The organism is Bacillus sp. FJAT-26390 (assembly GCF_001682865.1).
Taxonomy (GTDB): Bacteria; Bacillota; Bacilli; order Paenibacillales; family Paenibacillaceae; genus Pristimantibacillus.
Genome location: NZ_MAQX01000011.1, coordinates 532,513 through 547,874 on the forward strand (window position 1 = coordinate 532,513; position 15,362 = coordinate 547,874).

The window sequence follows — 15,362 nt, forward strand, 5'->3', positions numbered from 1 at the left end:
CGCCTACCTTTCGATGATGTTAAATTTCAAATCCTTGTATCTCATGGTGCCGTTGATGAAACTTAAGGCCGGGGCCGAAACATCGCCCCGGTAAAACTCCGCAGTTCTGAACGCGCCTGTCTGCGGCTCGAAGTACGTCGCCTCGAAGAAATTAACCTTGACCGCTGTCAGAACTTGAGAGGCTTGCGCTTGTGTCAAATAAACCCATGTAAGGTCAATCTTATCTTTCGTTGCTATAAGCTCCTTGAGCATCTTTCCACGCGCATTCCGTTCGGCTTTAACGATATCCTGCTTGCTGACTGTGTAATCCGCAGGGGTCGGCAAATCAACCCCGTTAATACTTAGCAGAGCCACGCCAACCCCTCCTTATGTTGTTTTGATCATAGAACCGCCTAGTCGACTGCTCTCGTTGCTGGTGTATTTTGCGGAAGCTCTAGCAAGCGCAACGCCGTCGAGATAAATGTTACTTCCTTCGCCTCTGTTTTGGCCTTGACCCATTGTTATGGCAGTCATTACAGCCGTGCCGAGAGCCGAAGCCACCTTGTCGACGAACGAAGTATTTTCAAGAGGCATGACCAATTCACTTCCTGCCTCGCCTGCGATGAAGTTACCCATGTTCGTTGTGCCTTTAGTGATGCCGCCGCGTGCCAGTTTCGGAAGTGTCGGCAATTTAATACCAACTTCCCCGCCTCCTAGTGCCTTCGGAAGTTTGATCGTTGACAAAGAACTGATCGATTCAAGAACTTTATTAACCATATCAATGACATCATTGAGCGGTTTTTTAATAACTGTAGCGAACGAGTTTGCAGCCGTTTCGACAGCGGAGGTTATTCCCTTCCACATGTCTTTAGTGCCTTCTTTCAAATTGCGCCAAACATTCATAACAGTCTCAATAATTCCGCTGAAATCAAACGAAACGATACCGTTCCATAGTTCGGATACTGTAGCCTTAATGCTTTCCCACTCGACCCGCGTTGCCTCCTTAACACCATTCCATGTATTCGCGACCATATTCAACATGGAATCCCACGAGACAGCAGTAGCGAAGGTGTTCCACTTGTCAGAAACGGATTGAACAATATCTCTCCATGCTGTGGTCGTACTCGTTTTAATAGATGCCCACGTGTTGGCGGTCACAGTTTTTATGCCGTCCCACTTGACGAAGGTTAGGAAGCTATCCCAAATGCCGGACACCGTCGTTTTGATGCTTTCCCACTCTTCACTAGTCTTCGTTTTAATTGCGCCCCAAACATTCGAAACAACTTCCTTGATGGAGTCCCATTTAACTCCAGTCTTGATACCTTCCCATACTTCGTTGATATTGGAACGCATCGCTTCCCAGTTTTCATTGGTATTGTCTTTCGTTTCTTTCATGCGGGATGTGATCTTGTCTTTGATGTAATCAGCGAAGTCCGATACCTCTACCTTAGTCGGGTCGCCGTAGGCTTTGACGTCGGCCTTGAACTGCTGCCATACTTTCGTGAAATCTTCTTTAAGCTTCTTCATTGCGTCACCAAACGCGGGAAGGAGCATGTACGCTATACCGTTGAGCGTGTCATAAAAACCCTCGGCTATTAACTCGACTCCTTGAAATGCTTTTTTGAAGTCACCTCTTAAAATACCGTCTAAAAGCTTGAGGGCGCCCGCGACCATGTCTATTTGTCCGCTCAAGAAAGTCATGAACCCGGCGAACTGCGAAACAGTAGCATCTTTGAAAAGTTTGATTATATTGCCTAGAAAGCCCTCAACCGCCTTATTGCCTTTCAATCCGCCGATAGCTTCTTTTAAGCTCTCAAACGACCTTTTGACCTCGTTTATCGCATCGACTGCCCGCTTTTTGTCTGCTTCTTTGAATAGGTCTTTGAAAGCTTCCCTCATACGTTTCGCGACTTCCTCGGCTTTTTTAGCAGCCGCGTCCAAAACAGTATTAATGCCGCCGGGATCGGCACCCATTACATTCGGACCGCCGATGTCGCCCGCCGAACCAGCGCTTTCCTTATCGTCGCTGCCTGAATCCTCTTGGAGCGTGTGCACTTCATCGAAACCTTGCAAATTACTCGCTGCCTTCTTCGCCTTCTTCCCTGCCTTCTCGTAAGAGTCGCCAAGGCCATCCACCGAATCGATTACCGCCGGAGCTACACCAGCCTCTACCTTCATGCCAAATAGCCCGCGCATGAAGGCGGACACTTGTTTGAATACGGCCTCCACCGCTCGCGCCATCGTAGTTAGCAACGGTAAAACGGTATTGAGTATAGGCAGGAATGCTTCGCCTAAAGCAAGCTTTACGTCAGCTAGAGCAGCGACAAATCCACCTTTTAACAGTGCGGTGTTTTTTGCGATCTCCGTTCCGAAGTTGTTTGTCACCGAATCCAGTATGTGATGATAGAGGATTGTTTTCTTCATACCCTCTGACATCGAATCCCACGGCTGATTGTTTGCCAGCTCTTTGTATGCTTTCGACTGCATGATAGCCGCAACCCGGACGTTTACGCCCAGCTCGTCCGCGCCGTCGGCTTCTTGGTTCATTGCCGATCTCATACGGTCTGAAATCTCAATCGAACTCATGCCCGTTTTGCTTCGTATGATTGCAGCTGCTTTGATTAATGACATTGTTTTTTGAAGCAAATCCTGGTCGGTTTTGGCGATGGATTTAAGCCGTAGCGAGTAGTTGTTAGCCATGCCCGCGACTTCTAATTTGGAGAAGCCCATAGCGTCACCAACCGTGTTCTGCCATTTCTTAAAATCGTTCATGGAGTTACCCAGCGTATTGCTAATCGTCCCCATTAATGCCTCGAACTTAATAGCATCCTCGGAAGCGTCCGCGAAAACTCCGCCTAGCCCGATCCCCGCAAGCACGGTAGCTAGTCCAGCGAGTGAAGCTTTCATGCCGATTTTAAACTTGTCCAAATCGCTAGTAGCCCGCCTTAATTCCCTTCTCATTGCTGAGAAATCGGCACCAGCACGCACCATTAACTGCCTAACTAATGCCACGCATATTCCTCCTTTCTAGTAAACTGTCCCGCCAAGCTTTGCGTTTAGCGCCATTACCATAGCTTTCATTTCTTCCTCCGGCTGCGGCTCTTTCGGCTTCTTAGCGGTCGGTTCATCTTCACCGAGCTTGAAACCGAATGCTTCTTCGAAGGTTGGGAATTTCTTGAGTAACGGCAGCTTAGCGCCGATGTAAGTAAGTAACGCCCGCTCTTTCTCCGCATCGTCTTTCGCTGCATAAAACTCTTCAATGTGCATGTTTAGTTCGTGCGGGGTCATGTCGTCGTACTCATCCGGCCTAATCCCTACGCGGATCGACATTCGTTTCGATTTGTCCCAATCCCACGGTTCTGGCTCGCTTACTTCCCCGCGTTTCCCTCTGCGCCCTCTTGTTGACCAAACGCATTAGTCATGGCTTGGGTCATTTTATCCAAGTAGTATTTCGGGGTCGGAGCAAGGTCTAGCAAGTCCTCCATGTCCTTAAGCTCAAGCTTGCCGCCATGGTTCTTTTTGTCGTCAGACTCCAAGCCGTAGAAGATTATTTCCTCCATAATGTTCATATCTAGTTCGCCATCGATTAAGCTTTCGACACTCTTCCCTGTCTTCGCAGCAAGGCGTTTCAGGGCTTTATGTCCGTACCGCAATTCACGTTCCGTATCGAGAGTGATCATTACAACGTCGTTATTCTTTTCCATCGTTTTTAGCCTCCGTCATAGTGGTTTGTGCGTGCTTTTAAACAAAAATAAGGCCGGAACGCTGGCGCTCCGACCTTTAATAATTAGGCTGTCTTGATTACAACGACTTCATAAACCTTCGCGGATTTGCTTGCCTCGTATGCGATGATAGTCAGCTTCCTACCGACGTTCAGCGTCAGCGCAATAGCTACCGAAGGTGATCCCGTAACAAGGTCTTGAGCGTAAACACCGTCAACATACAGCTTAAGCGTGTGAGCCGCAGCCGTAGCCGTCACTGTTGCCGTCGTAGCAGTCACGCCGCTATAACTGTAAGAACGGTTGCCGACTGCAAAGGCCGGAGCCAGAGCGCCGCCAGCAGCCGTAAGAACGAGTGCCGTCAAGCCGCCTGATTGCGTGATTCCGAAGGAAGGAGCGCCGGATACTTTAATCGTCCCCTCGAAAGATACCGTGCCCTCAAGTTCGGCTGCTGTAGTGAATCCAGTAACAACGCCGTTAAATGTCCACGATCCGCCGCTTGGAAAAGTGATGATATACGAGTTAGTAGATCCATTTTCGAAAGCTGCATATAGCGCCATTTGTCCATTAGCGTCCTGTGCGTTGAAGTGTCCCGTAATGGCAACCTCTCCGGCATCTTTAAAACCGCCCATAAACTCGCGGTATCCGCCGCCGCTGGATAGATTCGTGATGTCGATCGTTTCTGCTGTTAGGCTTAAACCGTTGATTGATGTTAATTCGGTAACGACATTAGCACCGACTTGCAATGTTGTTCCTACCGCTCTTTGTGCCACGTAAAAACCTCCCTAAATATTTACTTTAAATTCGATTACCGACCGATAGAGCTTTGGCAACGGCTCCCACAGCTCAACGGGGGCCTCGTAAGTAACCTCAGAAATAAAAAGAGCGTCAGAGCCAATGGCCCGACGCTCGAAACTTTTTAGCCGCTCAATGATTGCAGCGACGTTTTGCTTAAGACCCGCATAAGTGGATGTAACGACGTTTATTTCCCCTTCAATCTCCCTCATATCCAGATAGCCGCCTAAAGCCTTTTCCTCGACGCCGTAGCCTGATTCATAAAGAATGTAAGGTGTCACTAATGGGACATCGTCACCGCCGCCATCTGGATCTTCTATAGTATCGGGAGCCATGATTGGGAAAACGCGACCGCCTATTCCAGCCAGCGAAGACAATTCCTCCGCTAGTGCCTTTTCAAAATTCACTTGCAATCACCTCGCATTCCTTGCGTTCCATGCCTTGTCCACTTCTTCAATACCGATGCGTACAATAGTGGTCTCGATCTCGCGCTTGTTTTCCGTAATCGATTTTCTTAAATAACGATATCCCGGAATATAGCGTCCGCTAACGGTTAGATAGCCGTATTCCTGCGATGCCGGATAATAGGAACGTTTGCCCACTTTAGACACCTTGACGAAAACGTTATTCTTCAAAGGGTCTAGCATGATATCAAACATTTTCTTGCCCTTTGTCGTCCTCTTCTCAGGCTTCATTACTAGTCCGTTTTTAAGGTCGGCTGTATCAATAGGTGCATTTGCTTTTGCAGCTTTGAAAGCAATTTTAGCTCCTGCACGGGCAGCTCTAGTTGCTGCAATCTGCGGCACTTTTTCGCCTAGTCTTCGGACGGCCCTTTGCAGCTCGTCCAGACCTACGATGTCGTCACGCGCCATAGCTATACCTCCATCGGATAGCGGGAGCATGTAAGCTCGATCTTGTCGCCACCCTTGGAGTACGCCCGTATAACGTGGTAGGTTGTGCCTTCGAGCTTCACCTTTTCCTCGCCGTCGTATTCCGCTTTGATAAGCTCGACAATGATCTCAGGCTTAACGCCAGCTACGAAAGCTTGGTAAAATTCACGACTACCGACTGACTTCACGTTTGCGAAAGCTTCGCGCGGCACGCCGTCAACAGGTACGCGCTCACCTAGTTCGTTTTTCTGCTTTGTGACTTTGATCAATCCGACCACATCCCGCCACATCATGGAGCTACCTCGACCGTGTACTCCTGCGATAGCGTGAGATGCATTTTAAGCATGTCGTATGAAGCTTGGAAGCGCGGAGCCTCGGGGCTGTCAAAACCGAAGTTTGCTTTGCAGTATACCGTTACGGCTCGCTTGATAAGTGTGTCTTCGTCGTCTTCAACCTTTGAAGATAAAACCCCAGCAAGGCGCAGATCATCCCGCGCTGCCGCAATCAAATCCGCAACCTCTGTATCAAAGAATGTGTTCGCTGGCATGATCCGCAAAGCTGCTTTTACATCCTCTAAAATAGCCATGATAAAACCCCCTTGAGAGGCGCAGCCGAAGCCGCGCCAATCTTTACTAGGCAGCTACCTTAACGATAATTACGCTATCCGGATCAACTAGCTTGCCGTCGCAGATAAGGATTGCTTTATCCACGTATTCGTTTTTGTCTTGATCCAACCAACGTGTCATTTGCATTTGCATGTTGCTGTTGATTGCATAATCGTCAAGGCGAACGAAGATAGCGAGGATATCGCCCACAACCGAAGCTGCTTGATCCGTGCAAGGCTTGATAACATCATCCTCAACGAGAATGACTTCTTTGCCTGCAAAACGCTCTTGCGAACCATCGGTAATGCCGTAGTTGATACGTCCGATAGGTTGACCGTCAGTAGCCACCATGCCGTTAATTTGAGCCTCAAACGTGCCAGCCGCCATAATGAAGACGCCGCCTTGACGGTAGGATAGAGGGATTTTAGCAATTACTTTCTTCTGCCAAGCAGCCCACGAACTGAACTCACCCGTTGCCGCTTTGGACAATGTAACTGTTTGACCAGCTACCACGCGAGGGTCAACAGTGATTCCGAGCGGTTGACCAGTACCCGTACCTTTGATGATTGCAAGGTCAAGGGCTTTTGCCATTGCTTCAACGATCAGAGCAATGATAGTGGATTCGAACGACGCAAGCGTAACAGTGTTAGCAAGCAACGTTTGAGACACACGGCATTCTAGACCGAAGTAAGTGAAAGTGACGTTTGTGTTCGCTTGTACCTTTTGACGGTCAGAAACGGGAGTTTCACCGATCCAAGAAGCGACAGGTTTAAGCGACAAGATCGGGATTTGGACGCCGCCTTGCACGTTCAGTTTGCGTACACGTTTGAAGATTTGACCTGTTGTGTACATTTTTTTGACCATCTCGTTAAGGACGGTTGTAGGAACAACCGCAGAAGCGTCAGTAGTCGTAGTTGTTGAGTTTGCGCGGTATTCTTGACCAGTGAATTCAGGAGCCATGACGCCTGTTTGCGCGAACTTCATGAACGCCGAGCGGTATTCTATAGTGTCGAATCTGTCCACTTCCACAGTACTAGCGGCAGCAGCCGTATTGGCAGCTACAGGAACAACTTCGGTTGGCATTTTGCTCAATAGAGCGTTGCGTGCCTCGATTTGACCTTTTTCAGTAGTCAAAGCGTCGAACTCAGTTTGAAAAGCTGCTACATCGACTTGACCGTCACCAGCTAGAGCCGAACGGATTTCTTGCATACGTGCTGCGATTTGTTGTAAACGTGTCATTGAATGATTACCCCTCTCAAATTAGGAAATAAAAAAAGAACCGATCCGTTTACGGATGGCTCTTAAAGCGCTAGAGATATGTTTAGTGCAAGCAGCAGCCTTTGGCGTTGTTCGGCGTCCTCAGCTTCTTGCTTGGTTTTTTCCGCTTCTGCTTCGAAGAAGCTACGAGCCGAAATATTCGTATCGTCATATGCGGGAATGTCCACGGCTGATACATCGTAAATCTTTTTAAATTTCGTAATCGTCCGCGTTTGCGTTGCACGATCGTATTTGCTGCCGTCAACGTCTACTGCAAAGCGGAAACTCATACGGTCGATATAGCCGTCCTTGATCTCTTGATGAAGGTTGCGACCTTCTACAGTTCCATCAAGTCTTGCCCGAATATGCAAGCCCTTATTGTCCGTCTTAAGCTCAAGCGTGCCGTTCCGATTGCGAGCCACAACTTTGCCGCCGTGATTGTAATTAAAAATCACATCCGACATGTCAGCCCCTTCGAATGCGCGAGCGTCGATAACTTCCTTGTAATCAACGCCATCGAACGAATATAGCACCGTCGGAGAGTTGAACGTGGCAGCATAGCCCTCCACAAAAAGCTCCTGTGAACCACCGTCAATGTCAGCAGATCGCGCTTCAACTTCAAACAATCGTATTAACCGTTCATTCGTCACCGTCATTTTTGTTCTCACCTCCCTCCGGGTCATTCTGCTCTTCTTTCGAGACTTCATCGTTCGACTTGACCTTTCCTAGCTGATACTCGCTAGCCTTATCCGCATCAATGAAGTTAAGGCTCATAATTCGCTTTTCACCGCCCTCAATTGGAGGGAGGTTGAAGACTTCTAAGCCTTGATTGATGGACATCATGCCGCGGTCGACTAACGTCTCAATGATTTTGACTTTTGTGTCATTGCTGGCATACTGTAGGCGATTGGCTTCGAATAAAATCTCATTGCCATGCCCTTGCTGCCTATCGCTGAACACTTTGGCTGTAAACTCCAAGCCCATTTGCAAGGCGAATGGCTCAATCATCGACTCGTAAAAAGCGTTCCATTCTTCTTCCGAATAGTTGGATTGAATAATCTTTTTATTAGTGCCGAAGTAGTCGTAAACCTTGTCAGCCATAGCTGTCATGAGCTTGTCGTCGATCATTTTCGGATCACTCTTAAGCTCCTGGTACTCAGCCTTTGAATCAGTTGCAGCGATGCCGCCGTGATTACTCGCGTCAAGATAGTCGCGTTTGAACGCTTCGGTCTGCTTCTTCATGTCGTCCTCTTTAAGCATGCTGCCGAACTTTAAGATACCGCGGAGGATAGCTGACGTTTTAACTGCATTCTTAAGCCCTGCGTTCGTAGCCGCTATAAGGTCGAGGATCGGATTCAGAGCCCTTTTATTCGTTTCCCCAAACATGTCGTTTTGGTAGAAGAATCGCCGCAAGTGAATGACGTCAAAGTAAGGGGCCGCGTATTCATTGCCGTCGTAAAAACGGAACTTAACTGCCATTTGACCGCTGACGTCGATCAATTCGACGCCCGATGATGTAAGAGGATAGAATCCCTCTATTCGGTTCATGGCGTCGCGCTTAACCCATATAAACGCGTTGTTTGACATCAAAAATTGAGTCGCCAAACGATAGTAAAAGATATAGGCATTCATGAACTGATTCGGTCTAGTTTGCAAAAGCCACTCAACATTAGAGTTTTTAGGGTAGCTGACTTCACCATCCAATCGCCTAATGTGCTTCGCCTTGAGCTTGCCGACATTCCTTGCGAATGCGTCAGCAGCAGCCCGGACGGTATCGCTGTCGTAGGCGTCGCCAGAAAAGTCATAGAGCGTCGGCGCGCTATTCATCATTTGCATGTATCTATGATTGTTTGAAGGCTGTTTGCCGCCAAAAACCATGTTGAAGAATGAACGGGCCTCTTGGAATATTGAACGCTTTTCTTTCAATTTCTCACCTCCCTCCGCATGACAAATAGACCAATTCGACGAACGTCGTGGTCTAAATAAGTGCTTTGAAATCGGTCATGTTCTCGTACAAGATGGCGTAGGCGTTTATGATGGAAACCGTACCGTCGATCCGCGCCTTTTGGTTACGGCCTTTTACAGGCCGAATATTGGAGTTGTCGTCTTCCTTAATGTTCGTATTCGTCAGATTCCAAAGTGTTAAGGCGTTGTGATTGTAATTGACCCGCTTCGCTGCGAAATCCGCTGCTATTTCCTTCATCGGCTGGCTCATTGTTAGCGCGCCCTGCCGGACTACTCGCATGTCAAACCCTTCCTCGATCATTTCGTCGATCCAGTACTTGGAATTGTAAGGGTCATAGCCTATCCACATTGGCGTAATGTCGTATTCCTTGTGCATCTTCACAAACCATGCGGTTACGTCCTTATAGTCGATCTTGTTGCCAGCACTCAACGTCAGCCAGCCGCGTTCATGATACACATCGTAAGGAATCTTATCCTCTTTAACCCGCTGCTCGAAATTCTCTTCCGGCAGAAAGTATTGTTGAATGGTGTATATCGTATCGTCGCCCGGTTTCATAACGAGCAGCGTAGCGCATGTTAAATCCGTCGTGCTAGATAGATCGGCACCGCCTACCGCGTAAGTGTTTCGCAAATCCTCTATGTCATAGGTCGCCTCGTTGTACGCTTCCTCAAATGTTAGCCATGCTTCCTCGCTTGTCTCGGGAATGTTGAAATCCTTCGTCAGCAAGTTTTTAACAAGCATCGGATTTGCCTTCGCCTTTGCGACTTTCGTTGCTAGTTGGTCACGCTTCTTGATCGTTCCAAGGCCCGGATTAGCTTTGGGCCAGCAAGCAGGATCAACCCATTCTTTACGGTCGTCCAATTCGTAGATGATCGGCAAGAATCGTTCGTGCGGGTCTTCCTCACCTGCTTTGTACGGGAAGCCGAGGCGTTCGATTTTCTCTTTCGCCTCGTTGTACTTTTGATCGTAGATTGAATTTCGAACTGTCCCGGCTGTCGTGATCATGACTATTAGCGGCTGTTCCCGCGAGCTTGTACCATCGACGATAACGTCATAAAGGTCTTTCGTTTTCCATGCATGTATTTCATCCATCATCGCGCCGGATACGTTGAGGCCGTCAAGCGTCTCGCTGTCGGCTCCTAACGGTTTAAAGGTGCTATCGTTAGGCAATCCGACAAGCTCCGCGACAAGCGGCTTTATACGCTTCCGAAGCGATGGAGATTTATTGACCATGCGCTTGGCTTCTAACCAAACGAGCTTGGCTTGATCCTTCTTGGTGGCGCAAGCGTAAACCTCTGCTCCCGCTTCGCCGTCAGCGATTTGCAAGTATAAGCCAATGCCGGAGGCAACAGTCGATTTCCCATTCTTCCGGGCCACGACCATTAACACCTCGCGATATTTGCGAGTTCCATCGATTTTGTGAATGAAACCGAATATGGCAGCTATAAAGGCTTGTTGCCAATCTTCAAGCGCTATTGGCTTACCGCCCCAAGAGCCTTTGCTATGCTTGCAAAAGTTTTCGATAAATTCAATAGCGTGGTTTGCGTGTTTCACGCTATATTCGTACTCGGTGCTTTGATCGTAAATGTCGGCGGCGAGCTGGCGATACATCCGGCGCACCTTTTCGCCTACGACAACTTCGCCGTTCTCTATCTGATTCCAATATTTAAGGATCGGGTTATACGTAAGCGGGTACTCTTTCAATATCCCCAATCTATCACCCCATTTCAAAACCCTGCGTTAATTAATTTGATAGAACCGAGGAATAGCGTTTCTACCTTGGCGTTTACTTCTCGTCCGACATAGTAATAAGTGCCTGTCGGTAGATTCTGCGTATCAGCTTGTTCGAAACTGATAGATACGCCGCCAGAAACGACCGTTATCCCGGCTCCAATCGTCTTCCTCAGAGCGTCAGAAGCCCCCGCTTCCCTTTGCATGATCCACTCTAGCGAAAGCCCTGTGAGGTTCATCGGGGTCACACCGTCCGCCTCAAATAACTCGACTTTGATCGGTTCTGTATCGCCTGCAAACATATTAATAGGCTTGTTCCGAATTGCCACTTTACCACCTCGCAATATAACCCCGGAGCGACGGGAACCGCGTAAAACAATGCTCCGGCCCCGCGATCCCTTGAGGATAAATCTGTATTCAACCTTTGCCGCCTCACTATGCCGCGCCTCTGCTATTGCGACCGCTTGGGAGGTAACTTTATACCTCAAACCTACGGACGCCGTAGCGAGCGATTCAGACGCCGCAGAAGCGACGACAGCCAACCTACGCGAAACGGTAGCGGCTGCCCCGGAGATAGCGGACGCGCTGCCGGACACTTGATGATTGATAGGGCCAGTACTGCCGATCTCTGCCGATACGCTAGATACAACCGAAGCCGATCCGCTAACCGACATTGACCGACCAACGACCACAGCCGCAGAACTCACCGAAGATGCGGAGCCGGAGACAGGCGCGCTCAACCCCACCGCAGCAGACGCCGCAGACACGCTAGAAGCCGATCCCGTTACCGCGTGGATAACAGGGCCTCCGCCTTCTTCGGCCCACGTCCCGCCTACCAATGTTGCGTGGTTTCCATTGCCGGATTGATCTTGTACGCTACCTAAAGTCAAATCATAGTGAGCGACAAGTACCGCACCGTTGTACACCTTGATGTTACGCGCAATACAATCCATGAAGTTCCCGGCCTGCAAAGCATTGTTCGAAAAGAACGTCAGCGGGAATGTTCTAGCTGTTCCTAATTCGCCTGTTAGAACCCCTGTTTCCCCAGCGTTGAAAATGTTGTTGAATCCATTCCCGGTAACGCCGTTAACGTTGATAATTGAGTACGTGCTCCGCTTTTCCTCACCTGCTGCGTTCTCGAACAACCGAGCGCTGCCGCTATCGTCCACGTAAATTTTATTGAGCGTCGTGCCCTTCGTCATGTCGATAACGACTTTTGTATACGTCAACGTGGGTGTTCGTAAGTAATCATCCACACCGTCAAATTGGAGATAGTAAGCCATGAGCTACCCCCTCGTATATGTCTCCGCTATAGCGCAGGGCTTCTTGATCGGGTCGTCATGGCTGCAAAAATGCCAGTCTATCCAACCGCCCCACCTATCAACAAAAGGCTTTAGATCGTTAAAAACTGCCGTCTTCACTTCTTCACCAACTGTCATAGCTTCGAAGGAGAACGCGTCAACGCCGTTCACCTCAACATCCTGTACGATCAACTCCAATGGGTACACGCCCAATGCCGCGACAATAACAGGAACACCATCGAATGTCGTTATCTCACCACGGATTTTATAGATCATGGTTAGGTCGCCGGAGAAATTAGAGTAGCTTCAAGTTCGCCTGCGGCAATGGTGACTTGCTCACCGTTTGTAGGCGTTTTAGGAGCCAGCACACCAGCTGCGCGAAGGTCTGCCCAATACTTGAGCGCTCCGCCCGTTACAGCGGTAAAAACGCCAGCGTAGCGAACCGTAGCCCAGTTTCCAGTCGCTGTAAAGGCTACGGCTGAATTGGTTTCTTTTAATCCGTTTGCTGCTGCTGCATGTGTTACCGCTTGGCGGGTATAGCCGGGGCAATTGCCTGCCGTCGCCTCTGTTGTTGGCGTTTGATTGGATAGTAAGCCCGCTGCATCCGTGAATAAACCGACGTATAACGTGCCCGCTAGCTCAGCGTCAAGCATGTTGTTTTTGCTTTGAGGAGAAAGTGAACCCGACATTATAAAAACCCCCTATATATTCTTTTTATCAACGAATGAGTCAAAGCCGTCGTTACTCTTATTGGGGTCGAACACCTCGTCAGCCTTCGGCAGCAAGTCCGTAAGCTGCTTGATGATTGTTTGATAGTTCTTAGCCAGCGAATTATAGTTCGTGACTACGGGCCGCGTCCGCTCGTACTCCGGCGACGTTGCCGACTGCTTGAAAAGGTCGACCGTACCCTTTTCGTCAATGTCTTTTTCATAGTCGTCCAGTGTAATCCGCATGTGAGCAGCCCGCCTAATCAATCCATGCGCTATCGAAAGTACATCAGGCGGCAGCTTGGCGAATATCTTAAGAAGCCTTGTCTCTTCCTTCGTAACTCTCGACTTCTTGGCGCCTACCGTCCGCCCGTCGATGGGCTTTTGCGATACCTTCCGCTCTTTCATGGTTCGTCCACCTCCTTTGCAAATGACCCCTCCCCCTCGCGCGTGACCTGTGTATTATGAAAATGGGGGACAGCGGTCTGCCAGATTCCACTTCCTAAAAGTAAGAAGGGGGGGTATTTTGGGCACAAAAAAAGACGCCATATTCAGCGCCTTATTACATCTTAGATATTAAAGTCATGGCAACCATGAACAAGAGATAAGCCACAACCATTATAGTCAATGCTTTAAACCCGTTCATGCGCTTACCCCCGCTGTATAGTCTTCGTGTCCCTACCGTATACAGGTTCTTCAATAGCTGCTTCCTCAGAAGCCTTTACATAACCGCCAGTATGAGGCACTTTGCCCATAGCTTCTTTCAACCGGGCTATTAGATCGTCAACGTCGATTTTAATATTCACCTTTAGATCGCCAACCTTGAAAGGTTTGCTCAACCCCAAGTCTTTCTCGATACTGTCACAAACTCGTTTGATACGATCGGCATTTTTAAACTTATCAGAATGCAACCTATCCAAGTATTGCAGCTTATCGTTAATTGAAGCCTTTTGTTTAAGATTCTTATTCTCCGCGAGCAACTCGCCAATACGAACATTCGCATCTACCGTGCGTTGATAAACTCGGTCGTATTCCTCATAACTAAACATAGGTTTTTTATTCAACCTTCTCACCCCTCACCATTCGTTCTATTTCATCATCCGTCCAAACACGCCAAACTGATTTACTTCGGCAAAACTCATTCTTACAAGCAACCATTGCCGGACTTTTAACTTCTTCCTCGCTATAGTCCGCGATATGATCGCATTTGCCGCATTGACCGCGTTTAGTACTCATAGCCGCTCTCTCCTGCTGTCCACGACCAACGTCGATAGAACAAGTACTAGACAAGCTAGATTCTTTAGTTCCTTTGGATGCTTCATGTTTCAGACCTCCTTGAGCTGGGAAATAGTCGTTCCCATTACAATGTGGTAGTTTGCATTTAGCGCACAAGCTAGAGAAGAAGCAGCGCGCACAAATCTCTTTATCCACGTTTGAATCCCTCCCCGACCAGGATTAGATTTCCGTATTCATCAAAAGCCGTTCCTTGAGCCGTTATAGGCTCCGCTGTACCCATGTGTTCCTCATTGTGGCAATCTCGGCAAGTGTATTCGAGTAGCTCCACATTAAGCGATATCCAAGGATCGTTTATGTTCTTTGCCGTCAGATAGACCGTGTGATGGACAATGTATCCCGGCTTATCGCAACGCTCACACAATCCATGAACGCTTTCGATTTTCACCTTGCGGCAGTCCTTCCAAGCCTTGCTGTTATAGAACTTTTTTGCTCATGGCTTCATAGCAATCACCACATTTCACATTTCTTCTAATCCACTGCAACGTGTGCGAAATGCCGACATGAGGATAAACGATCTCTCTTCGAACTCCCTCATGTCCGCACTTATATGTGACTGTTAACGTCTGCACTTCTGGCCTGCTCGTTGTTGCCTTTGCTTGCTCCGGCTGCTTGCTCCATGCTGACTTACCCATTATTCATAACAACCGCATGTCGCACGGTCGACATCGCCGCAGTTCTGGCATCTTTCATCCTCTATGCCGCATTCACACCACGAAAAGCCGCACACCACGCAAAGCAATGTTTCCTCGTCTACCATCGCGACAGCTCCTTTCAAGGCAATAAAAAAAGCCGCTCCATTTGGGCGACTTGGATAAAACGATATAAGGTTGTGCAAGGCATGCGGTACGCTTCGCTCCGCATTAAATGCAATGTACGCCGTAGAACGGCGATTAGGTTTAAAGATATACGTACTTTGTAACTTTGGAGTAAGAACAAGGTCATTATATCGATGTTAAAAAATACCGTCAAGAGAACCGTTAATCGTAATTGCTCCGCTAATCATGCTACGAGGAAAAGGTGTGAGTCCTTATCCTTAGTTCGGTTGCCACCCGAAAAGAGCGGAGCGTAGCTGTTAGGTGAAAGATCAGAGCAGAGACATTTAATCATCAACGCCGA

19 protein-coding genes are annotated in these 15,362 nt (G+C 48.5%); all 19 read right to left on the reverse strand.

Annotated features, from left to right (window positions below):
- Positions 1 to 3: 3 nt before the first annotated feature.
- The 19 genes from A7975_RS14025 to A7975_RS14115 all read right to left on the reverse strand — a co-directional run bounded on the left by A7975_RS14025 (position 4) and on the right by A7975_RS14115 (position 14,186).
- Positions 4 to 354: a DUF6711 family protein gene (locus A7975_RS14025; protein WP_065385500.1), complete on the reverse strand. Its 351-nt coding sequence runs from the start codon at positions 352 to 354 to the stop codon at positions 4 to 6.
- Positions 355 to 366: 12 nt separating this feature from the next.
- Positions 367 to 2,991, reverse strand: a complete 2,625-nt coding sequence (locus A7975_RS14030) for a phage tail protein (RefSeq protein ID WP_141680295.1) — start codon at positions 2,989 to 2,991, stop codon at positions 367 to 369.
- 15 nt (positions 2,992 to 3,006) lie between these two features.
- Entirely contained in the window at positions 3,007 to 3,309 is a 303-nt protein-coding gene (locus tag A7975_RS14035; protein ID WP_141680296.1) for a hypothetical protein, read from the reverse strand.
- A 38-nt stretch (positions 3,310 to 3,347) separates the two neighbouring features.
- Positions 3,348 to 3,683: a hypothetical protein gene (locus tag A7975_RS14040; protein ID WP_065385503.1), complete on the reverse strand. Its 336-nt coding sequence runs from the start codon at positions 3,681 to 3,683 to the stop codon at positions 3,348 to 3,350.
- Positions 3,684 to 3,766: 83 nt separating this feature from the next.
- Entirely contained in the window at positions 3,767 to 4,471 is a 705-nt protein-coding gene (locus tag A7975_RS14045; RefSeq protein ID WP_065385504.1) for a phage tail tube protein, read from the reverse strand.
- A 12-nt stretch (positions 4,472 to 4,483) separates the two neighbouring features.
- Positions 4,484 to 4,900, reverse strand: a complete 417-nt coding sequence (locus A7975_RS14050; protein ID WP_065385900.1) for a hypothetical protein — start codon at positions 4,898 to 4,900, stop codon at positions 4,484 to 4,486.
- A gap of 6 nt (positions 4,901 to 4,906) precedes the next feature.
- Positions 4,907 to 5,365, reverse strand: coding sequence for an HK97 gp10 family phage protein (locus tag A7975_RS14055; protein WP_065385505.1), 459 nt, complete (start codon positions 5,363 to 5,365; stop codon positions 4,907 to 4,909).
- A gap of 2 nt (positions 5,366 to 5,367) precedes the next feature.
- Entirely contained in the window at positions 5,368 to 5,676 is a 309-nt protein-coding gene (locus A7975_RS14060; protein ID WP_065385506.1) for a phage head closure protein, read from the reverse strand.
- On the reverse strand, positions 5,673 to 5,969 hold the full coding sequence (locus A7975_RS14065) for a phage head-tail connector protein (RefSeq protein WP_065385507.1): 297 nt from the start codon (positions 5,967 to 5,969) through the stop codon (positions 5,673 to 5,675). Before A7975_RS14065 ends, A7975_RS14060 begins: the two co-directional genes overlap by 4 nt.
- Before the next feature lie 46 nt (positions 5,970 to 6,015).
- Positions 6,016 to 7,227: a phage major capsid protein gene (locus A7975_RS14070; RefSeq protein ID WP_065385508.1), complete on the reverse strand. Its 1,212-nt coding sequence runs from the start codon at positions 7,225 to 7,227 to the stop codon at positions 6,016 to 6,018.
- Between the two features lie 62 nt (positions 7,228 to 7,289).
- On the reverse strand, positions 7,290 to 7,901 hold the full coding sequence (locus A7975_RS14075) for an HK97 family phage prohead protease (RefSeq protein ID WP_065385509.1): 612 nt from the start codon (positions 7,899 to 7,901) through the stop codon (positions 7,290 to 7,292).
- Positions 7,885 to 9,171, reverse strand: a complete 1,287-nt coding sequence (locus A7975_RS14080; RefSeq protein WP_082198190.1) for a phage portal protein — start codon at positions 9,169 to 9,171, stop codon at positions 7,885 to 7,887. Before A7975_RS14080 ends, A7975_RS14075 begins: the two co-directional genes overlap by 17 nt.
- 52 nt (positions 9,172 to 9,223) lie before the next feature.
- Complete coding sequence (locus A7975_RS14085; RefSeq protein ID WP_065385902.1) at positions 9,224 to 10,918, reverse strand: terminase large subunit; 1,695 nt, start codon at positions 10,916 to 10,918, stop codon at positions 9,224 to 9,226.
- Positions 10,919 to 10,938: 20 nt separating this feature from the next.
- Complete coding sequence (locus A7975_RS14090) at positions 10,939 to 12,225, reverse strand: hypothetical protein (RefSeq protein ID WP_065385510.1); 1,287 nt, start codon at positions 12,223 to 12,225, stop codon at positions 10,939 to 10,941.
- A 3-nt stretch (positions 12,226 to 12,228) separates the two neighbouring features.
- A complete protein-coding gene (locus A7975_RS14095; RefSeq protein ID WP_065385511.1) occupies positions 12,229 to 12,519 on the reverse strand; it encodes a hypothetical protein in 291 nt (96 codons plus the stop codon).
- A 2-nt stretch (positions 12,520 to 12,521) separates the two neighbouring features.
- Positions 12,522 to 12,932: a phage tail fiber protein gene (locus A7975_RS14100; protein ID WP_065385512.1), complete on the reverse strand. Its 411-nt coding sequence runs from the start codon at positions 12,930 to 12,932 to the stop codon at positions 12,522 to 12,524.
- Positions 12,933 to 12,944: 12 nt separating this feature from the next.
- The gene (locus A7975_RS14105; RefSeq protein WP_065385513.1) at positions 12,945 to 13,358 is read right to left on the reverse strand and encodes a hypothetical protein; all 414 of its coding nucleotides are present in this window, start codon (positions 13,356 to 13,358) and stop codon (positions 12,945 to 12,947) included.
- Positions 13,359 to 13,600: 242 nt separating this feature from the next.
- Positions 13,601 to 14,014: a hypothetical protein gene (locus A7975_RS14110; RefSeq protein WP_065385514.1), complete on the reverse strand. Its 414-nt coding sequence runs from the start codon at positions 14,012 to 14,014 to the stop codon at positions 13,601 to 13,603.
- Positions 14,007 to 14,186 carry a hypothetical protein gene (locus tag A7975_RS14115; protein WP_065385515.1) on the reverse strand — a complete coding sequence of 60 codons (180 nt, stop codon included), beginning with the start codon at positions 14,184 to 14,186 and terminating at the stop codon, positions 14,007 to 14,009. The genes A7975_RS14110 and A7975_RS14115 overlap by 8 nt, the downstream gene beginning before the upstream one ends.
- Between the last annotated feature and the right edge of the window lie 1,176 nt (positions 14,187 to 15,362).